This window comes from Salinibaculum sp. SYNS191, from assembly GCF_037338445.1.
Classification (GTDB): Archaea; Halobacteriota; Halobacteria; order Halobacteriales; family Haloarculaceae; genus Salinibaculum; species Salinibaculum marinum.
This window is the reverse complement of sequence record NZ_CP147838.1, coordinates 2,858,736-2,877,395: the sequence shown is the minus strand read 5'-3', so window position 1 is coordinate 2,877,395 and position 18,660 is coordinate 2,858,736. Positions and strand designations below refer to the sequence as shown.

The 18,660-nt window shown below is 67.3% G+C and carries 19 protein-coding genes and 1 tRNA gene; 17 read left to right on the top strand and 3 right to left on the bottom strand.

Annotated features, from left to right (window positions below; all coding sequences use genetic code 11):
• Positions 1 to 76: 76 nt before the first annotated feature.
• From WDJ57_RS15240 to tgtA, 11 genes are all read left to right on the top strand, one after another.
• Positions 77 to 2,713, top strand: a complete 2,637-nt coding sequence (locus WDJ57_RS15240; protein ID WP_338901698.1) for a PAS domain S-box protein — start codon at positions 77 to 79, stop codon at positions 2,711 to 2,713.
• Positions 2,714 to 2,836: 123 nt separating this feature from the next.
• Positions 2,837 to 4,840, top strand: a complete 2,004-nt coding sequence (locus tag WDJ57_RS15235) for a peroxidase family protein (RefSeq protein ID WP_338901696.1) — start codon at positions 2,837 to 2,839, stop codon at positions 4,838 to 4,840.
• 51 nt (positions 4,841 to 4,891) lie between these two features.
• Positions 4,892 to 6,187 (top strand): UDP-glucose 6-dehydrogenase AglM, encoded by a 1,296-nt coding sequence (gene aglM, locus WDJ57_RS15230; RefSeq protein ID WP_338901695.1) that lies wholly within the window; start codon positions 4,892 to 4,894, stop codon positions 6,185 to 6,187.
• Positions 6,188 to 6,256: 69 nt separating this feature from the next.
• The gene (locus WDJ57_RS15225) at positions 6,257 to 6,697 is read left to right on the top strand and encodes a VanZ family protein (RefSeq protein ID WP_338901694.1); all 441 of its coding nucleotides are present in this window, start codon (positions 6,257 to 6,259) and stop codon (positions 6,695 to 6,697) included.
• A gap of 48 nt (positions 6,698 to 6,745) precedes the next feature.
• Entirely contained in the window at positions 6,746 to 7,339 is a 594-nt protein-coding gene (trmY, locus tag WDJ57_RS15220; RefSeq protein WP_338901692.1) for a tRNA (pseudouridine(54)-N(1))-methyltransferase TrmY, read from the top strand.
• A gap of 75 nt (positions 7,340 to 7,414) precedes the next feature.
• A complete protein-coding gene (locus WDJ57_RS15215) occupies positions 7,415 to 8,227 on the top strand; it encodes a DUF6159 family protein (RefSeq protein ID WP_338901690.1) in 813 nt (270 codons plus the stop codon).
• Positions 8,228 to 8,283: 56 nt separating this feature from the next.
• Positions 8,284 to 8,356: transfer RNA gene (locus tag WDJ57_RS15210), tRNA-Pro, on the top strand.
• 174 nt (positions 8,357 to 8,530) lie between these two features.
• Positions 8,531 to 8,980 carry a hypothetical protein gene (locus WDJ57_RS15205; RefSeq protein ID WP_338901689.1) on the top strand — a complete coding sequence of 150 codons (450 nt, stop codon included), beginning with the start codon at positions 8,531 to 8,533 and terminating at the stop codon, positions 8,978 to 8,980.
• Between the two features lie 194 nt (positions 8,981 to 9,174).
• Positions 9,175 to 9,330, top strand: a complete 156-nt coding sequence (locus WDJ57_RS15200) for a hypothetical protein (RefSeq protein ID WP_338901688.1) — start codon at positions 9,175 to 9,177, stop codon at positions 9,328 to 9,330.
• Positions 9,331 to 9,379: 49 nt separating this feature from the next.
• Positions 9,380 to 9,934 (top strand): NUDIX hydrolase, encoded by a 555-nt coding sequence (locus WDJ57_RS15195; RefSeq protein ID WP_338901687.1) that lies wholly within the window; start codon positions 9,380 to 9,382, stop codon positions 9,932 to 9,934.
• A 46-nt stretch (positions 9,935 to 9,980) separates the two neighbouring features.
• Entirely contained in the window at positions 9,981 to 11,459 is a 1,479-nt protein-coding gene (gene tgtA / locus WDJ57_RS15190; RefSeq protein WP_338901686.1) for a tRNA guanosine(15) transglycosylase TgtA, read from the top strand.
• A gap of 29 nt (positions 11,460 to 11,488) precedes the next feature.
• Here the strand turns inward: tgtA and WDJ57_RS15185 are convergent, their stop codons facing one another.
• Positions 11,489 to 11,611 (bottom strand): hypothetical protein, encoded by a 123-nt coding sequence (locus tag WDJ57_RS15185; RefSeq protein ID WP_338901685.1) that lies wholly within the window; start codon positions 11,609 to 11,611, stop codon positions 11,489 to 11,491.
• 135 nt (positions 11,612 to 11,746) lie between these two features.
• Between WDJ57_RS15185 and WDJ57_RS15180 the strand changes: the two genes are divergently transcribed.
• Genes WDJ57_RS15180 through WDJ57_RS15165 form a run of 4 tightly spaced genes read left to right on the top strand, consistent with a single transcriptional unit; the run spans position 11,747 to position 15,577 of the window.
• Positions 11,747 to 11,998, top strand: coding sequence for a hypothetical protein (locus WDJ57_RS15180; RefSeq protein WP_338901684.1), 252 nt, complete (start codon positions 11,747 to 11,749; stop codon positions 11,996 to 11,998).
• Positions 11,988 to 12,386, top strand: a complete 399-nt coding sequence (locus WDJ57_RS15175; RefSeq protein WP_338901683.1) for a PIN domain-containing protein — start codon at positions 11,988 to 11,990, stop codon at positions 12,384 to 12,386. The genes WDJ57_RS15180 and WDJ57_RS15175 overlap by 11 nt, the downstream gene beginning before the upstream one ends.
• A 58-nt stretch (positions 12,387 to 12,444) precedes the next feature.
• Positions 12,445 to 14,205 carry an archaeosine synthase subunit alpha gene (arcS, locus tag WDJ57_RS15170; protein ID WP_338901682.1) on the top strand — a complete coding sequence of 587 codons (1,761 nt, stop codon included), beginning with the start codon at positions 12,445 to 12,447 and terminating at the stop codon, positions 14,203 to 14,205.
• Between the two features lie 46 nt (positions 14,206 to 14,251).
• A complete protein-coding gene (locus tag WDJ57_RS15165) occupies positions 14,252 to 15,577 on the top strand; it encodes a cytochrome P450 (protein WP_338901681.1) in 1,326 nt (441 codons plus the stop codon).
• Between the two features lie 23 nt (positions 15,578 to 15,600).
• Here the strand turns inward: WDJ57_RS15165 and WDJ57_RS15160 are convergent, their stop codons facing one another.
• Positions 15,601 to 16,476 (bottom strand): NAD-dependent epimerase/dehydratase family protein, encoded by an 876-nt coding sequence (locus WDJ57_RS15160; protein ID WP_338901680.1) that lies wholly within the window; start codon positions 16,474 to 16,476, stop codon positions 15,601 to 15,603.
• 163 nt (positions 16,477 to 16,639) lie between these two features.
• Between WDJ57_RS15160 and WDJ57_RS15155 the strand changes: the two genes are divergently transcribed.
• Both WDJ57_RS15155 and WDJ57_RS15150 read left to right on the top strand, forming a co-directional pair.
• Positions 16,640 to 16,837 (top strand): XapX domain-containing protein, encoded by a 198-nt coding sequence (locus WDJ57_RS15155; RefSeq protein WP_338901679.1) that lies wholly within the window; start codon positions 16,640 to 16,642, stop codon positions 16,835 to 16,837.
• Positions 16,838 to 16,941: 104 nt separating this feature from the next.
• Positions 16,942 to 18,195 carry an adenosylhomocysteinase gene (locus WDJ57_RS15150; protein WP_338901678.1) on the top strand — a complete coding sequence of 418 codons (1,254 nt, stop codon included), beginning with the start codon at positions 16,942 to 16,944 and terminating at the stop codon, positions 18,193 to 18,195.
• Between the two features lie 27 nt (positions 18,196 to 18,222).
• Here WDJ57_RS15150 and WDJ57_RS15145 read toward each other — a convergent pair whose 3' ends face one another.
• Complete coding sequence (locus WDJ57_RS15145; protein ID WP_338901677.1) at positions 18,223 to 18,606, bottom strand: VOC family protein; 384 nt, start codon at positions 18,604 to 18,606, stop codon at positions 18,223 to 18,225.
• Positions 18,607 to 18,660 lie beyond the last annotated feature (54 nt).

Sequence of the window (18,660 nt, the reverse complement as noted above, 5' to 3'; positions counted from 1 at the left end):
AGCCGCCCGAAACCGTGCCGCACGACGTGGTAGCAACCTCCACAAGAATTTTGCGCGATTGCGTACATGCGGAGGTATGGCCAAGTCGATACGCGTTCTCCACGTCGACGACGACCCGGACTTTCTCGACTTGGCCGGGGAGTTTCTGAGGCGGACTGACGACCGCCTCGACGTCGAGACGGCGACGAGCGCGGACGAGGGGCTGGAGTGCCTCGCCGGGACGGACGTGGACTGTATCGTCTCGGACTACGACATGCCCGACCGGGACGGCATCGAGTTCCTGGAAGCCGTCCGTGCGGAGTACCCGGACCTCCCCTTCATCCTGTTCACGGGGAAAGGCAGCGAGGAGGTGGCGAGCGAGGCCATCTCGGCCGGCGTGACCGACTACCTCCGGAAGGAGAGCGGGGCCGACAAGTACGCGCTGCTGGCCAACCGCGTCGTCAACGCCGTCGAACGACACGCGGCCGAGCGGGAGGTCGACTGGCACCAGACCGTCCTCGGGAACATGGACGAGGGCGTGTACGTCGTCGACGAGGACTGCGTCCTCCAGTTCGTCAACTACCGGGCCCAGGAACTCGACGGCGTCTCGGAACTGGACTGGACCGGACAGCCACTCTCGTATCTCGCCGAAATCGACCTCCTCTCAGAGAGCGAGGTCGGGTGGATGCGGGAGGGAGTCGACAGCCTGCTCGCCGGCGAGAGCGACGAGGTGCGCATCGAACTCGAACCGGCGGTCCCGGCAGCGACGGAGACCGTCGAACTCCGGTTGACGCCGCTCGACATCCCGGGCGAACCCGACCTCGTACTGGGAACGACCCGTGACATCACCGACCGCAAGCGCGACGAGCAGGAACTGCGACGGTACGAGACGCTCATCGAGGAGACGACCGACATCATCACGGTGCTCGACGACGACGGCACCATCAAGTATCAGAGTCCGTCGGGCGAGCGCATCCTGGGGTACGACTCCGGGGAGGTCGCCGGCACGGTCGCCTTCGAGTACATCCATCCGGACGACAGGGAAGCGGTGCGCGAGACGTTCCGAACCCTCGTCGACAGTGCCGACGACAGCATCGAGCGCCTCGAATTTCGCCTCCGCCACGCCGACGGGTCCTGGCGGTGGCTCGAAGCGGAGATAAGCACCGAGGTGGAGGCGCTGGACGGGTACGCAGTCACCTCCCGCGACATCACCGACCGCAAGCGCCGCGAGCGCGAGCGCGAGCGGTACGCCGCCATCGCCGACCACATGGCCGACGGCGCGTTCATCATCGACAGCGACCGCTGCGTCGAACACGCCAACGAACCCGCGATGATGCGGGCCGACACCTCGCTCTCGGACGTCACCGGCACGCCCGTCATGGCCCTCGCACGGGCGATGTCGGCCACCGACGCCGACGCCGACCGGTTCGAGCGGGCGCTCGACAGCGTCTTCCAGCGCGCCGGGACCGACGACGACACGGAGACGGTCGAACTGGACCTGGCTCTGCCCACCGGCGAGATGACCGGCGAGTACAACATGGCACCGGTCCGCATCGACGGCGAGTGGAAGGTCGTGGCGACGGTCCGCGACATCACCGACCGCAAGCGCCGCGAGGAGACGCTGGGGACGCTCCACGAGGTGACCCAGGACTTCATGGACGCGACCGACAAGCAGTCCGTCGCCGAGCACGCTGTCAGGACGGCGTCGCAGGTGCTGGACCAGCGCATCACCGGCCTGTGGCTGTACGACGGCGAGGCCGACGCGCTCCAGCCGGTCGCCATCTCCGACAGAGGGACTGACCTCTTCGAAGCGCCACCCACGTTCGAGCGCGGCGAGGGGCTGGCCTGGCGCGCCTTCGAACGCGGCGAGGTCGGGGTGTACAACGACCTGTCGGAGGAACCCGACCGGTACAACCCGGACACGCCGATTCGACGCGAGATGGTGCTCCCGCTGGGGGAGTACGGCGTCATGGCGATGGGCCGGACGACGGAGGGGAAGTTCGAGGACCTCGACCAGGCGCTGGCGCGGATTCTCGCCAACACCGTCGAGGCGGCGCTGGCCCGCGCGGACCGCGAAGCCGAACTGCGCACCCAGCACCGGGAACTCCAGCGCCAGAACGAGCGCCTCGACGAGTTCGCCTCTGTCATCAGTCACGACCTGCGCAACCCGCTCCAGGTGCTCGAAGGGTCGCTGGAACTGGCCGAGCAGACCGGCGACAGCACCCACTTCGAGCGGGCGCGACAGGCCATCCAGCGGATGGATCGCCTCATCACGGATTTGCTGACGCTCGCCCGCGACGGCGAACCAACGGACGTCGGCCCGATCTGCCTGGCAGACGTCGTGGAGGACTGCTGGCAGAATGTTGAGACCGACGACGCCAGCCTCGCCGTCGAGACGACGCGGGTCGTCGAGGGCGACCAGAGCCGCGTCAAGCAACTGCTGGAGAACCTGATTCGCAACGCCGTCGAACACGGGGGCTCGGACGTGACGATAACCATCGGTGACCTCGGGGACCACCCCGGGTTCTTCGTCGAGGACGACGGCCAGGGGATTCCCGAGGCCGACCGCGAGCACGTGTTCGAGGTGGGGTACTCGACGAGCGAGAACGGGACCGGCTTCGGCCTGAGTATCGTCAGCGATATCGCCGAGGGCCACGGCTGGACGGTCCGCGCCACCGACGGGAGCGACGGCGGCGCACGGTTCGAAATTACTGGCGTCGACCAGACGGAGTGACCGACGGCGAGAGCGCGCCGGACACCTGATTTCGGGCGAGGCGGACGGTGACACGCAGTAAACAGGAAACCAGTTTACTATAAATAACATAACAATTTTATCGTTATCATTAGTGAATTTCCTATGGCTCAACACCACGGTTTGAGCGAGCACAGGGGGATGAACGAGGCAGCGATGACCGACAGCGGGCGGGTCCGCAGTCATCGCTTCTCGAACCGGTTCGCACACCTCACACCGTACGACCGCGCCGAGGAATTCCTGCGAGCGCTGGGGGGCGTCGGCACCGACGGCGACGGCGACCTCGATGGCCCGATGCTCGGCGACCCCGCGACCGAGGAGGCAGCGGACGTAGACGCCGGCATCGCCTTCTTCGGGCAGTTCATCGACCACGAGATTACGTTCGACCCCACCTCGTCGCTGGAGCGGGAGAACGACCCGAACGCGCTGGAAAACTTCCGGACGCCGGCGCTTGACCTGGACTCGGTGTACGGCAGCGGCCCCGAAGTGCGACCGTTCCTCTACGACAGCCGCGAACCGCACGACGCGAAACTGCTCACCGGCCCGGCGGCCGACGCCGACCCGACCGACGAGTCGGCCCCGCGGGCGGCACGCTTCGGCGCGACGGATCTCCAGCGCAACCGCCAGGGTGCGGCGCTCATCACGGACCCGCGCAACGACGAGAACGTCGTCATCTCGCAACTGCAACTGGCCTTCATCAAGTTCCACAACCGCGTCGTCGACTACGTCCGCTCCGGCGACGGGGCCCACCTGCTCGACGAGGAGGAGAGCGTCTACGACACCGCCCGACGGCTCGTCCGCTGGCACTACCAGTGGATCGTCCTCCACGAGTTCCTGCCGCAGATCTGCGACGGGTCGGTCCTGGACGACATCCGGTCCCGCGGACGGTCGTACTTCCTCCAGTCCGACAGCCCGGTCTCGATTCCGGTCGAGTTCGCGGGCGCAGCCTACCGCTACGGCCACAGCCAGATTCGCGACCGCTACACCGTCAACGACGACACCGAGGACGTACAGTTCTTCCCGGGCCCCGACCCCGAGAACGTCCGGCCGGTGATAGACATGATGGTCGCCGCCGACGGAGCCGGAATGACCGCCGACAACATGGGGCCGCCCGCGGACGTCTCGGGCGCGAGCGACGCCCCGAACCTCAACGGCTTCGGTCCCGTCGGCGACGACCTCGTCGTCGACTGGTCGTACTTCTTCGACCACCAGCCCGGGACCGACGGCGCGGGCAAGGTCCAGCCAGCCCGCCCCATCGACGCGGCGCTGCCGCCGGCCCTGTTCCTGCTGCCGTTCATCAGTGAAGGCCCGAAGTCCCTCGCCGCGCGGAACCTCCTCCGCGGGAAAGCGCTGGGCCTCCCGTCGGGGCAGGCCCTCGCCGAGGAGATGGGCATCGACCCGCTGGACAACGACGAGTTGCCCCTGCCCGGCGGGCAGTCGTTCCAGGAGTACCTCCAGTCCGTCTACCGCGGTGCCGACACGGAGGCACCGCTGTGGCTCTACGTCCTCGCGGAGGCCGAGCACCAGGAGGACGGCCACCGCCTCGGCGCACTCGGTAGCCGCATCGTCGGCGAGGTCATCCGGGGGATGGTCGACGCCGACGAGCGGGCGTTCGTCAACGAGGACCCGGAGTGGACGCCGGCGCTCTCCCGGCCCGTCTCCGGCGACGAGGCCGGCGGCTCCGAAAGCGCGGAGACGCCGTACCGGCTGGCCGACCTGCTGCACTTCGCGACCGGGCCAGCGCCGGACGGACTGACCATCCACGAGGTTGACGGCGACGGGAGCGGGTCGGCACCCGACACTCCCGACGACGACCCGACCAACGGGGAAGCGGTCGTGCTCGACCACACCGGCAGCGGCGAGCTTCCCATCGACGGTTACACCGTCGACTACGAGGAGCAGTCAGAGACCATCTCCGGCGAGGAACCGGTCGCACCCGGCGAGCGCGTGGTCGTCTACACGGGCGACGGGCCGGACGACACAGACGACATCGACGAGCGGGCCATCGCGCTCGGCCGCGGCATTGCCGCAGTCAACGACGACGGCGACACCGTCGTCGTCCGGACGCGGACCGGCGAGGTGAGCGCCTACGCCGAGTACGCGGGCTGAGCGGTTCGAGGACCCGAACCCTCAAGACGGGAGCCGAACTATCCGCCGGCAATGGACGTCAGCATCATCGGCAGCGGGTACGTCGGCACGACGGTCGCGGCCTGTTTCGCCGACCTCGGCCACGACGTGGTCAACGTCGACATCGACGAGAGTGTCGTCCGGGCGATTAACGACGGCGACGCGCCGATTCACGAACCCGGACTCGACGACCTCGTCGCGGCCCACGGCGGCGACGACCTGCGCGCGACGAGCGACTACGACGCGATTCGCGAGACCGACGTCACGCTGTTGGCGCTTCCGACGCCGAGTCACGACGACGGGAGTATCGACCTCGCCGCGATGAAAGCTGGCGCTGAGGCGGTCGGCGAGGCCCTCGCCGGGAAAGACGGCTACCACCTCGTCGTCGTCAAGAGCACCGTCGTCCCCAGTACCACCGACGGGACGCTCGCGCCGCTGATTGCAGATGCCTCGGGGAAAGTAGAGGGCAAGGACTTCGACGTCGCGGTCAACCCCGAGTTCCTCCGCGAGGGTTCTGCCGTCGAGGACTTCCGCGAACCCGACAAAATCGTACTCGGCACGACCGGCAGCGAGCGCGCACTCGAACGCCTCCGGACTCTCTATGCGCCCATCACGGACGCTCAGGACGCGGCGGTCGTCGAGACGGGCCGCAGCGAGGCCGAGATGATAAAGTACGCCAACAACGCCTTCCTCGCCGCGAAAGTCAGCCTCATCAACGACCTCGGGAATATCTGCAAGGAGTACGGCGTCGACGCCTACGAGGTCGCCGACGCTATCGGGCTGGACGACCGCATCGGCGAGCGCTTCCTCCGGAGTGGGGTCGGCTGGGGTGGCAGCTGCTTCCCGAAAGACGTCGACGCGCTCCGTGCGGCCGCCCGCGATGTCGGCTACGAACCGCTGATGCTCGACGCCGCAGTCGAGGTCAACGACCGCCAGCCCGAGCGCCTGCTCGCGCTGCTAGACGACCACGTCGACGTGGCTGGCGAGCGCGTCGCCGTCCTCGGACTGTCCTTCAAGCCGGGGACCGACGACGTGCGCAACTCCCGGGCGATTCCCGTCATCGAGAGACTGCAAGAGCGTAGCGCGACAGTCGTCGCCTACGACCCCGTCGCTGCCGGGGAGATGCGCGAGCACTTCCCCGACATCGAGTATGCCGACAGCGCGGCCGACGCGCTGGCGGGAGCCCACGGTGCCGTCGTCGTGACCGACTGGGACGAGTTCGCGGCGCTCGACGGGGAGTTCGACGCGATGGCCGACCCGGTCGTCGTCGACGGCCGTCGCATCGTCGACCGGCGAGACGGGGTTACTTACGAGGGGCTGACGTGGTAACGGGGTAAGTCGCGGGACTGCGAACCAAACGAATTATACGAGTTACCTTTCGAAATCCCGATACTCGACATGAAACTCCGCGTCCCGTTGCTGCCGAGAAGCGTCCGCTGGGCAGCAGTTCTCGCGGTCGCTGCGTTCATCTTCTACGCGTCGATCCTTGGTTCGCCGCCGGAGACGGCACTGGACGACCTGACGTTCAGCCTGATTCCCCTCGACAAGTGGCGACACTTCCTGGCGTACGCAGCCTTCGGCGGCGCGCTGGCCTACGCAACGACGAACTGGAACGTCGAGCGCCGTGTACTCGCCGGCGGTGTGTTTGCGACAGTCGTCCTCTACGGAATCGGCATCGAAGTCGGGCAGTCGCAGATACCCGAACGCTACTTCTCGCTCGGCGACGCCTACGCGAACGCACTCGGTGGCGTGCTCGTCCTCCCGTACTACCTGCTCCAGCCGTATCTCTCCTTTACACCGCTCCGGTCGTGGCTCCAGTCGGTCGCGGGGAGCAGCTAGCGACCGGACACAGCAAGCGACTTGACCGCCCGTCACCCAGACCCGCCCATGCGCCAGTTCCTCGTCGTCGGTCACGACGCACCGACGACGCCCGACTTCTCGCTCGACGACCTCCCCGGTGCCGGGCGACTCGACGCGCTCTGCCGGTGCGTCACCGCCGCGCTCCTGCTCTCGCACGACATCCGCGAGGATGTCCGGGTACGTGTCGTCCTGAACGACGAGTTCACGCTGCGATTCGAGGGCGGCGAAGTGCGACGTCTCAACCCGGACGAGCGCTCGACGGCAGCCCTGTTCCGGACGGCACTCGACCAGCGCGAGGAGGCAATCGGACACGTGCCGGTCGAGACGTCGCCGGGCGTCTATCTCACCCGGCGCGGGACCGAAGCGGCCGTCTCGGCTGCTGCCGAGGAGGGGACCGTCGTCCAGCTCCACGAGGACGGCACTCCCGCGAACGCGGCGGACCCACCCGCCGACCCCGTCTTCGTTCTCTCGGACCACCGGGACTTCACCGACGCGGAGGCCGAACTCCTCGACGACGTTGCCGACCGGCGGGTCCGACTCGGACCGGAGCGACTGCACGGCAACCAGGCGATTACGGTCGCGCACAACTGGCTCGACACCGACGGCTGGACCGCGTTCTGACAGACCCCAAAGACGCCAGCGGAAGGTGATAGCAAGCCAAAATGTCTATACGCCAGTCCGGTGAAGATGCGGGCCATGGGACTGTTTGGCCGGCTCAGACGCGGACTCGCGCTGACGAAGGACAGTATCGGCGTGCTGAGACACAACCCGTCGCTGCTGTCGTTCCCGCTGGTCGGCGGGGCGAGTGCGCTCGTCTTCCTCGCGGTGTTGCTCGGGACGACCTACGGCGTCATCGGCGTTCCGGAGGACGAGGTGGTGGCCGTCGGCCTCCTCTTTGCCGTCTACTTCGTCTCGACGTTCGTCACCTCCTTTTTCACCGCCGCGCTCGTCTCCGAGACCCGACAGGCCTTCGATGGGCGACCGCCGGACTTCGGGCGCGGGCTCGCGGCCGCCTGGCGCGTGAAGGGCAAACTGGTCGTCTGGGCAGTCATCGCCGCGACCATCGGCGTCGTCATCAGGGTCGTCGAGTCCTCCGATAGCCGCATCGCGCGCGTCTTCGCCTGGGTGTTCAGCGCCGCCTGGTCCGTCCTGACCTTCTTCGTCGTCCCCGTCGCCGTCCTCGAACCGGACGTCGGCCTGACCGGGATGTTCAGACGGAGCGGCAGTACGTTCCGGGAGACCTGGGGCGAGTCGGCCATCGGGATGGTCGGCCCCGGCGTCATCGCCTTCCTGGTCTTCCTCGTCGGCGCCGGCGTCGGCTTCGGCATCTTCACTGCGACCGGGAGCGCAATCGCCGCGGGAGCCGTCGTCGCGGTGTTCGTCGTCCTGGGGTTGCTCGTCGCGGCGACGACGAAAGGCATCATCAAGACCTCGCTGTACGTCTACGCGACCGAGGGAAAACGCCCCAGCGAGTTCGCCAGCCGGGACTTCGAGCGACTCGGCGAGTAGTCGAGACTCCGCGGTTTCGCAACGGTTAAACCGCACCGCGGCCACCTCCTGCATGCGGGCCGGTGGGGTAGCTTGGTATCCTTCGGCCTTCGGGTGGCCGTAACCGCAGTTCGAATCTGCGCCGGCCCACTTTTCCCGCAACGCAACGTGAGGAGCGGTAGCGACGAGCGTCTGTCGTGGGTGTGAAATACACGACAAGCAGATTCGAGCAGACGAGACGAGCGAAGCGAGTCTCGTCGTATTCGACTGTCTGCGCCGGCCCACTTTTCCCGCAACGGTCCTCGAAGCTAGAGCAAGGACTCCATGAGGAAAGAGAGCGACTCGACTGTGACGGACCCGCCGAGCGATGCCCGCGTCTGTGTCGTCGCCGTACGACCGGCGACCTTCGAACGGTGTCGCGGCGGTATCTATCCTGCACCGGAGTCCTACGACCGGACGCGGCGGTCGTTCGACTACCTGGCGTTCTACCGGACGGCACCCGTCTCGGCGATTACCCACTACGCGGCAGTGACGGGGCGCGTCGAACAGACGCGCGGTGCGGCCGGGCCGATGGACGAGAGCGACTGGGCGGCGACCATCGACCCGTTCGCCGACGCGGAGACAGTCGTCGTCTTCGAACTCGGGACACTCCGTCCACTGGAGACGCCCGTGGAGAACGACCGGAACGGGGTCCGCGGCGCGTGGTACTGCACGGTGGGCGACCTGCAGAGTGCAGACACGCTCTCGACCCTGGCGGCTCTGGCGAGGGATTGAAGCGCTCGTCAAAATCAAGCGTGGCTGTCATTACGACGTCGGCAGTCGACAGTCCGCCGATACAGACGGGACAACCGTCGGCCATTCTTGCCGACAAACGGGCTCCCACAGCCGCGCTCGAATAAGTGTTGGTCATTCGTTATGAACAGTACGAAGGCGACACAGTTTTTACGGACGGCATGTTGGTCCCTGTCATGAACTGGAAGCCGTCGGCAGCCCCGTCGCAGTTGAACTCGTGTGACTGTGGGAGCGACGACGTGGAAGAGAGACCGGACGGACTCGTGACGGCGTACCGGTGCGCCGACTGCGGGACCTCGCTGGGCGACATCACGATGGGTCACGAGCCCTGACTGGCGGGCGGTCGCGGCGCTTTTTGTCCTTCGCCCGGAACGTGACCCGATGACAGATTTGCAGTGGGAGACGCTGGACGACGAGGTCGCCTACGCCTGTGAGGGGTTCGACATCGTCAGAGAGCGCGTCCGCCTCCCGAACGGCGAGGAGACCGAGTTCGACCACCTCTCCGACGCCGAGAGCGTCGTCGTCCTGCCCTTTACCGCCGACGGGGACGTCGTCGTCATCGACGAGTGGCGGCAGGCGGTCAAGCGACGAAACCGGGGACTCCCGGCGGGCAACGTCGAAGGCGAAGAGGACCTCGACGCGGCCGTCCGGCGGGAACTCCGCGAGGAGACGGGCTACCGGGCAGGAGCGGTCGAACACCTGACGACGATGGAACCGGCCAACGGCTTCTCCGACGCCGTCTTCCACTACTACGTCGCCCGCGACTGCGAGGCGACGGCCGAACAGGACCTCGACTACAACGAGTCCATCGACGTCGAGACGGTTGCCTTCGACAGCCTCGTCGCGGCCGCCCGCGAGGGCGACCTGCGGGACGGACGGACCGCCTTCGGCGTCGTCTACTACGCGCTGTTCGAGGCGGAGTTCGGGACCCGGTAGGTCGCAAACGCAATCCTTACCGCAGGGCCTCTCCGAAGGGGAGTCAATGCGAGAGGTCTTCGAGGTGCGGGACTACGACGCCGCCGGCCGGCGGGGAGAGTTGACGGTCCCCCGTGCGGGCGTGACCGTGGAGACGCCGGCGCTGCTGCCGGTCGTGAACCCCCACGTCCAGACGGTGCCGCCCGCACAGCTCGAGGACGAGTTCGGCGCGGAGATTCTCATCACGAACAGCTACGTCCTCCACAACAGCGACGAGTTGCGCGAGCCCGCGCTGGAGCAGGGCCTGCACGACCTGCTCGACTTCTCGGGGGCTATCATGACCGACTCCGGTTCCTTCCAGCTCGCCGAGTACGGCGAGATTACCGTGACGACCGAAGAGATTCTCCAGTTCCAGCACGACATCGGCTCCGACATCGGGACGCCGGTGGACATCCCGACGCCGCCGGACGTGCCCCGCGAGCAGGCCGCCGAGGAACTGGCGACGACGCAAGAGCGGCTCGAAGTCGCCGAGACGGTCGACACCGGTGACATGCTCGTCACCGCGCCCGTCCAGGGGTCGACCTACCCGGACCTCCGCGAGCGGGCCGCCCGCGAGGCCTACGGGACGGACCTCGACGTCTTCCCCATCGGCGCGGTCGTGCCGCTGATGAACGACTACCGTTTTGGCGACCTCGTGGACGTCGTCGCCCCGGCGAAGCGCGGTCTCGGCGAGAACGCGCCGGTCCACCTCTTCGGCGCGGGCCATCCCATGATGTTCGCGCTCGCGGTCGCGCTGGGCTGTGACCTCTTCGACTCCGCCGCCTACGCGCTCTACGCCCGCGACGGGCGCTACCTCACCGTCTCGGGCACCGAGCACCTCGAAGACCTCGACTACTTCCCCTGCTCCTGTCCGATTTGCAGCGAGCACACTCCAGAGGAGGTCCGAGACGTGGACGACGACCGGGAACGCTATCGCCTGCTCGCCGAGCACAACCTCCACGTCTCCGTCGAGGAGATGCGCCGCATCCGGCAGGCGCTCCGGCGCGGGAACCTGCTGGAACTGGTCGAACAGCGCGCCCGCGGCCACCCGGCGATGCTGGACGGCTACCGGACGCTGCTGGAACACAGCGCGCAACTGGAGACGACCGACCGGGTCGCCAAAGAGGCCTTCTTCTACCTCTCCAGTGAGAGCGCCCGCCGGCCCGAGGTGTTGCGCCACCACCAGCGATTGGAACGGCTGGAGTGTGAGGGGGCGGTCCTGCTGACCGAGGGATCGAACAGCGACGACTTCGACGAGTGCTGGAATCTCGTCCCGCCGTTTGGCCCAGTCCCGCGGGAACTTGCGGAGTCGTACCCCCTCGGCGCGGAACTGCCGGAGCGGCGCGACCGGGCGGCATACGAGGCTGCCGTCGAAGGCATCCGGCGGCTGGTGGCGGCGAATCCCGACACCGAGTTCACGGTGTTTCACACCGGGTGGCCGGACGACGTGCTCGGGGGGATTCCCGAGGGCGTGCGCGTCGAGGTGCTGGGGAAGAGAAGGGAGTAGAAGACCGCCTCAAATCGGGTCGCCTTCGTCTACACTGTGTCCAGGCCCGCTGAATAGAGAATTTGGTCGATGTCGTCCTCGTCAGTTTCGACGCCGGAGCTAATTCGACCTTGCTTCATCATCGCCTTCTCGTCGTCTGAAAGGGGGACCATCACAACCTCCAGTTCCGTTTGGAAGATAGTTAACGCTACTGCTGAACGACACGATTTCCCTCGTTCATTCTGAATTGTTGCTGAGACGCGACTTGCGGCCGAAAGTTGAAAAGTCAGTATACCGGAGTATACGATATGGGAAGCACCGACGAGATGACCACGATGAAGGTGCCGTCGTGGTTCAAGGACTGGGTCAAAGCCCACAAGCGCGGCGACGAGACGATGTTCGAGGCGTGGCAGCGGATCTCCGGTGGTCCGCATCCGGGAGAGGTAGCTGGGATTCTCTCCGACGAGGACGCCGAGACGATGCTCGACCGAATAGAGGCGAAGGCAGAGAGTGCCGCTGCATCGAAGCGCGACCTCCGGGACGCCTTCGATGATTCTTGATACGAATTTCCTGATTCGTCTCTATCAGGGGGAAGAACGCGCATTCGAAAAGGCGTTAGAGATGCACGAGCAAGGCGAAATTCCGCGCGTTCCGTCGCCTGTGATTCAGGAACTCGAATACGGGGCAGCCTTTCTCGACGATGAAGAACGTCGACGGAAGGTGCGGAACGTCTCCCGGATGTACCCGAAGGTGGACATGACGTTGTTCGACCACAGACGGGCGGGGAAGCTCCACGCACGAGCAGACAGGGCAGCCTCGGGAGACGACGCGGGAATCGACGGTATCGACCCGATGATTGCGGCGATTGCCAAGCGGTACGACGAACCCGTGCTGACGGAGAACGCCGACGATTTCGAGGCGCTCGGCGTCGAGATAACGGAGTGGTAGCCGGAGCGACTCGGGCAGACACGGAAGATAGTTGGGCGCGGACCGCCGACCGGTGTGCATGACCGACTACTTCGAGGTCCACGAGCGCGACGGGGCCGCGCGCGTGGGCGAACTCCGTCTCTCGGACCCGCTTCGGACCCCGGCCGTGGTCGACGACGTCCTGCGCGACGCCGGGAGCCTCTGGCCGGAGGAGCGTGACGTGCCCGACGGCGACGAGTCGACGCTGACCGTGCTGCCCCACCGGGCGTTCCCCGGGGGGACCGCCGACGAGGTGCAGACTGCCTTCGCCGTCGACTACCCCGATGTGGACTTCCCGAGCGCCGCCGTCGTGACGCCGGACACCGCAGCGAAGGCGACGGACAGCGACGCCGACGCCTACGTCCTCTCGAACGCGCAGGAGATCACCGGCCACGCCCGGGCGTTCGTCGGTGCCACCACGCGCACGCGCGAGAACATCCCGCACGACACCGCGCTGTACCTCGCCGGCGTCGCCACGCCAGCCAACGTCGCCACGCTGGCCTACGCCGGCGTCGACCTGGTGGACACCGACCGCGCCGTCGTGAAGGGCACCCAGGGCAAGTACCTCACCACCGACGGCGAGCACTTCCTCGAAGACCTCGACGAACTCCCCTGCGCCTGCCCGGCCTGCCAGCAGTCCGTCGAGGAGTTCGACCGCGAGGACTGCGTCGACCACAACGAAAACGCCCTCCGTGCCGCGCTCGCGACCGTCCGCCAGCGGATTCGCCGCGGGCGTCTGCGCGACTACATCGAGGGACAGGCCCGCCACGAGCAGTGGCTCACCGCCACATTCCGCCGCCTCGACCAGCAGTACGCGTACCTGGAACAGCGCACGCCGGTCCTGCGGCGGGCCGAGATTACCGCCGCGACGGAGGACACGCTGCGCCGCGTCGAAATCCAGCGCTTCGCCGAGCGCGTCACCCAGCGCTATCGCTGCCGGTTCGACAACCCGCTGGTCATCGTCCCCTGCTCGGCGAAGAAGCCCTACAGCGAGTCCCAGAGCCACGGCCAGTACCACGACGCCACCCAGTTCCGCGCGCACACCGTGTCGATGACCTCCCCCATCGGCGTCGTCCCGCAGGAACTGGAACTCACCTACCCCGCCCAGCACTACGACTCCGTGGTGACCGGTCACTGGTCGGCGACGGAGAAGGAGTTCGTCGCGGACGTGCTGGAGGCGTACCTGCAGCGCAACGAGTACCCGCGCATCATCGCGCACGTCCCCGGCGAGGGCTACCGGGACATCTGCGAGCGCGTCGAGGACTCCCTGGGACTTGACTTCGAGTACACCGTTTCCGACCACCCGACGACCACCGAGTCGCTGGCGAATCTCGCCTCGACGCTGTCGGACGAGTTGAAGTACGGCAAGCGCGAGCGCCAGCACAACACGCTGAAAGCGGTCGCCGACTACCAGTTCGGCGAGGGTGCCGGTGACGCGCTCTTTTCCGACATCCGCGTCGGCAGTCGCTACCCGAAACTCCGGGCGCTGAATCGCGACGGCGAGCAACTGGCGACGCTCGTCGCGCAGTACGGCGTCCTCTCGCTGACACTCGCGGGAGCACGTCACTGGGTCGACAGCGACGCCCCCACGAAGCGCGTCGAAATCGACGACTTCGTCCCCCACGGCTCCGTCCTCGCGCCGGGCGTCGTCGACGCCAGCGAGGACATCCGCGTCGGCGACGAGGTGGTCATCGACGGGCCGCAGGCCTTCGCCGTCGGCCGCGCGGAGATGTCCGGCCCGGAGATGGTGTCGAGTACGCGGGGCATCGCGAGTACGGTGCGCCACGTCGAGGAGACGTAGCCGACTGACAACAAGACCCAACAGGCCGCGGGGTGAACGTATCCGCATGGGTACCGACTCCGACCCGCCGGGGCCGTCCGGGCTGCCGCTGGTGGGCAACACGTACCAGTTCGCCTCGGACCCCCTGCAGTTCTACGAGGAGACGGCGCGGGAGTACGGCCCGGTCGCCCGCTACGAACTCGCCGGCGACGAGTTCTACCAGGTGAGCGACCCCGACCTCGTCGAGCAGGTGCTGGTCCACGACAACGAGAAGTTCCGGAAGGGCGAGCAGTACCACGAGGCGCTGGGGCCGGTGCTGGGCAACGGCCTGTTGCTCAGCGAGGGCGAGTTCTGGCGCGAGCAGCGCCACCGGATGCAACCCGCGTTCAACCCCGACGCACTCGACGAGTACGCGCCGGTGATGGTCGAGTACACCGAGCGACTGCTCGATAGCTGGGCCGACGGCGAGGTCCGCGACGTCCACGGCGACATGATGCAGTTGACCGTCGAAATCGCCGCACAGGCGCTGTTCGACGTTGACATCCGGGCCTACGAGTCCGACATCGCCGACGCACTGGCGACGGTGATGGACCGCTCGGAGCAGCGGCTGACCCGTCCCGTCGACATCCCCGACAGCGTCCCGACGCCGACGAACCGCCGGTACCGGCGCGCGCTGTCCGCACTGGACGACATCGCCGCCGAAATCGTCGCCGACCACGACGCCGGCGGCGACGACGTGGTGTCGATGCTGCTGACGGCGAAAGAGCAGAGCGACGCGCTGGACGAAGAGCAAATCAAAGACGAGGTCGTGACGCTGCTGCTGGCCGGCCACGAGACGACCGCGCTGGCGCTGACTTACACGCTCTTCGCGCTGGCGACGAATCCCGAGCAGACCGCGAAGCTGCAGGAGGAAGTCGACGACGTCCTCGGCGACCGGTCACCCACCGACGAGGACATTCCGGACCTGCCGTACACACAGCGGACAGTCAGGGAGGGGATGCGGGTGTACCCGCCGGTGCAGGGCGTCATCCGCGAGACGGCGGAGCCGGTGGAACTCGGCGGGTACGCGTTCCCCGCGGGGACCACCGTCTCGATGCAACAGTGGGTGCTCCACCGCGACCCCCGGTTCTACGACGACCCGGAGGCGTTCCGGCCGAGTCGCTGGACCGACGACTTCGAGCGCGACCTGCCGGCGTTCGCGTACTTCCCCTTCGGCGGCGGCCCGCGCCGGTGCATCGGCGACAACTTCGCGAAACAGGAGGCGCGGCTGGCGCTGGCGACGATGGCGAAGGACTGGGCGGTCGAACCCGTCACCGCGGAACTGTCGTTCGCGCCGTCGATTACCCTGCGACCGGACGAACCCGTGAAACTGCGGGTCCGTCGGCGGGAGTGAGTGACGGCGAGAACCGACAGCGCTCAGACCTGCGGTGGGTCGACGGGCTCGTCGGCTGCCTCGCGCCAGGAGTGGGTCGGCTCCCAGCCGAGCAGCCGTTCGGCTTTCGCCGTCGAATAGGCCGACGCGTCGCCCTCGACGGTGCAGTCGTCGGGGAGGTCGCCGTAGTAATCTTCCACGAGTTCGGCCAGCGGTTCTCCGAGCGCGTTGTCCGGCGCGACGCAGTTGAAGGGTTCGTGGCCGTCGACGGGCTCTGCGAGTGCCGCCTCGACCATGTCCACCACGTCGCGGACGTCGACGTAGGACCAGTAGTTACCGGCCCCGGCCGAGCGGTCCGCGACGTAGTCGTCGGCCCGGCAGGGATAGTTGCCGGGTTCCTGAATCCACGATGGGCGGATGGAGGCGACGGAGACGCCGTCCCGGCGGGCGACGGTCTTCGCTATCTCCTCGGTGACGACCTTCGAGAGCCCGTAGGGGTCCTCAGGCCGGAGCGGGTGGGACTCCGTGACGGGGAGTTCGTCGGGCACCGGCGTCTCCGCGGCGAAGAAGAAGCCGTAGGTGCCGTCGGAGGAGGCCTGGACCACGTCGGCCCCGACGCGGCCCGCCGCGGTGAGGACGTTGTGCGCGGCGAGCGTGTTGTTCTCGTAGAGGTCAGTCCCCGGGTGGTTGCCGGCGACGGGGATGGCCGCCCAGTGGACGACTGCGTCGGGGTCGAGTTCGGTGACGGTGTCGAAGACGCCCCCGGCCTCGGTGAGGTCCAGCGCCCGGTAGTCGACGTCGGGGTGGCCGTCCTGTCCGGGGTGGGTCTGGTCGAGGACCGTGACCGCGTGGCTGTCGGCGAGTCGGTCGACGACCCAGCGGCCGGAGGTCCCGCGGCCGCCGGTGACGATGATGTCCATGGCCCCACTGCGGGACAGGCCGTCGAAAAGGTGGTGGTCGACGCCGGAAGACGGAGACCGGCAGGTCCTGTCACCGCAGGGACCTGTTGGGCGGAAACCGATTGCAGTGGGCGGGACTGCAGCCATCTTCATTTTTATGTGCCCGTGGCCACTCCGGGGTCGTATGACATCACAGATTGTGCTGGCTCTGCTGACGGGAATTTTCGCTGGAGCCCTGTTCAGTGCCGTCGAAGTGCCGATGCCAGCACCGCCGAGTCTCGCCGGGATTCTGGGAATCGTCGGCCTCTTTCTCGGCTACAGGGCGGTCGAGTGGCTGGGGTACACTATCGACCTGCCGGGCGTGCTGGGTAGCCTCTTCTGAGGCCGTTCGTGGACGGCCCGAGACGGAGCGGAGACGGGTCAGACGAGCGACACTGCGGGTCCAGAACCAAGTGCTTAATTCCCGACGCTCGATACCTACAGGGGATGTCACCCACCGAGCACGGTTCCGACGACCCCCTGGCGTGGGCGCGCGATTACACACCGATTCTCGAATCCTTCCGCGAGGAGTACGGCGAGAACCAGCCGCTGGACGGCTACACCGTCGCCTTCGCCTCCCACCTGGAGGCAAAGTCCGGCGTCACCATCGAGACGCTGCGGGCGGCCGGCGCCGAGGTGCTGTTCGCGCCCAGCGAACCCCAGAGCACCCACGGCGATGTCGTCGACGCCCTGGACGCCCAGGACGGCATCACCGCCTTCGCCTGGGAGGGCATGACCGACGACGAGTTCGACGAGGCCCAGCACGACCTGCTCGAACACGAACCCGACTTCATTCTCGACGACGGCTGTGAACTCATCGCGAAGGTCCACGCCGAACACCCCGACGTCGCCGCGCAGGTCATCGGCGGCGGCGAGCAGACTACCGCCGGCATCACCCGCCTCGAAGCGATGGAGGAGGAGGACGTCCTGCAGTTCCCCGTCTACGGCGTCAACGACACGCCGATGAAGCACTTCTTCGACAACGTCCACGGCACCGGCGAGTCCTCTCTGACGAACATCGCCATCACGACGAACTCCATCATCTCCGGCAAGGACGTCGTCGTCGCCGGCTACGGCTACTGCGGCCGCGGCATCGCCAGCAAGGCCCGCGGGATGGGCGGCCAGACCATCGTCACCGAGGTCGACCCCCGCAAGGCCCTGCAGGCGCACATGGACGGCCACCGCGTCATGAGCATGGACGAGGCCGCCGAGGTCGGCGACCTGTTCATCTCCGCGACCGGCAACCGCGAGGTCATGCGCGCCGAGCACTTCGAGCAGATGCAGGACGGTGCCATCCTCTCGAACTCCGGGCACTTCGACGTCGAAATCGACCTGCCCGCACTCGAAGAGATGGCCGAGGAGACGACCACCCCGAAGGAAGGCGTCACCCGCTATCACATGCCCGACGGCCGCCGCCTGAACCTGCTGGCGGACGGCCGCCTCGTGAACCTCACCGGCCCCTACAGCCAGGGCCACCCCGCCGAGGTCATGGACACCACGTTCGCGATGATGTTCATGGCGGCCTACGACATGCTCGTCGACGGTCCCGACCTGGAACCGGGCCTCTACAACATCCCGGACCGGCTGGACCGCGCGGTCGCGGAGCGCAAACTCGACACCCTGGGCGTGAACATCGACGAGTTCACCGAGAGCCAGCAGGCCTACACCGAGGAGTGGGAGCACCCCGACAGCAGTTTCTGAGGTCGCAGCGCCGTTTCCGTCCGACTGTCACCGTTCTGGTCCGTCCCACTGTGTCACCTCCACGAGGTTGCCGTCCGGGTCGCGGAAGTACAGGCTCGTCGGCGACTCGGTCACCGCGACGTCCCGGTCGGCCAGTCGTCGGCTGATGCGGTCGGCCTCGGCCTCCGAGACGCGAAAGGCGAGGTGCGGGTCGTCCAGATTCCCCGGATAGTCGGGAACCGCATCCGGGTTCGCTGCGAGGTTGAGCCACTGGTCGTCGGCGATTGCCAGCCAGAAGTAGGTGGCTGTCTCGATGGTCTCGGCCGGGTCGTCCGGACCGAGCGGTTCGAACCCGAGAACGCCCTCGTAGAACTCGACTGCGCGGGGGACGTCGGAGACGGCGACGCCCGCGTGGTGGAACCCTTCGACCATGTGCTTGCCTCCCGTGCGGAGGCACTTCAGCGTTCGTTCTATATGGACGATTCG

Excerpts from the sequence above, each read along its gene's own strand:
- WDJ57_RS15160 (WP_338901680.1), bottom strand. The coding sequence starts at position 16,476 with ATGGACATCATCGTCACCGGCGGCCGCGGGACCTCCGGCCGCTGGGTC.
- WDJ57_RS15145 (WP_338901677.1), bottom strand. The coding sequence starts at position 18,606 with ATGGTCGAAGGGTTCCACCACGCGGGCGTCGCCGTCTCCGACGTCCCC.
- WDJ57_RS15185 (WP_338901685.1), bottom strand. The coding sequence starts at position 11,611 with ATGGTCCCCCTTTCAGACGACGAGAAGGCGATGATGAAGCAAGGTCGA.
- arcS (WP_338901682.1), top strand. The coding sequence starts at position 12,445 with ATGACCGACTACTTCGAGGTCCACGAGCGCGACGGGGCCGCGCGCGTG.
- WDJ57_RS15200 (WP_338901688.1), top strand. The coding sequence starts at position 9,175 with ATGAACTGGAAGCCGTCGGCAGCCCCGTCGCAGTTGAACTCGTGTGAC.
- WDJ57_RS15155 (WP_338901679.1), top strand. The coding sequence starts at position 16,640 with ATGACATCACAGATTGTGCTGGCTCTGCTGACGGGAATTTTCGCTGGA.
- WDJ57_RS15150 (WP_338901678.1), top strand. The coding sequence starts at position 16,942 with ATGTCACCCACCGAGCACGGTTCCGACGACCCCCTGGCGTGGGCGCGC.
- aglM (WP_338901695.1), top strand. The coding sequence starts at position 4,892 with ATGGACGTCAGCATCATCGGCAGCGGGTACGTCGGCACGACGGTCGCG.
- WDJ57_RS15205 (WP_338901689.1), top strand. The coding sequence starts at position 8,531 with ATGAGGAAAGAGAGCGACTCGACTGTGACGGACCCGCCGAGCGATGCC.
- WDJ57_RS15180 (WP_338901684.1), top strand. The coding sequence starts at position 11,747 with ATGGGAAGCACCGACGAGATGACCACGATGAAGGTGCCGTCGTGGTTC.
- WDJ57_RS15165 (WP_338901681.1), top strand. The coding sequence starts at position 14,252 with ATGGGTACCGACTCCGACCCGCCGGGGCCGTCCGGGCTGCCGCTGGTG.
- WDJ57_RS15175 (WP_338901683.1), top strand. The coding sequence starts at position 11,988 with ATGATTCTTGATACGAATTTCCTGATTCGTCTCTATCAGGGGGAAGAA.
- WDJ57_RS15240 (WP_338901698.1), top strand. The coding sequence starts at position 77 with ATGGCCAAGTCGATACGCGTTCTCCACGTCGACGACGACCCGGACTTT.
- WDJ57_RS15195 (WP_338901687.1), top strand. The coding sequence starts at position 9,380 with ATGACAGATTTGCAGTGGGAGACGCTGGACGACGAGGTCGCCTACGCC.
- trmY (WP_338901692.1), top strand. The coding sequence starts at position 6,746 with ATGCGCCAGTTCCTCGTCGTCGGTCACGACGCACCGACGACGCCCGAC.
- WDJ57_RS15215 (WP_338901690.1), top strand. The coding sequence starts at position 7,415 with ATGGGACTGTTTGGCCGGCTCAGACGCGGACTCGCGCTGACGAAGGAC.
- tgtA (WP_338901686.1), top strand. The coding sequence starts at position 9,981 with ATGCGAGAGGTCTTCGAGGTGCGGGACTACGACGCCGCCGGCCGGCGG.
- WDJ57_RS15225 (WP_338901694.1), top strand. The coding sequence starts at position 6,257 with ATGAAACTCCGCGTCCCGTTGCTGCCGAGAAGCGTCCGCTGGGCAGCA.
- WDJ57_RS15235 (WP_338901696.1), top strand. The coding sequence starts at position 2,837 with ATGGCTCAACACCACGGTTTGAGCGAGCACAGGGGGATGAACGAGGCA.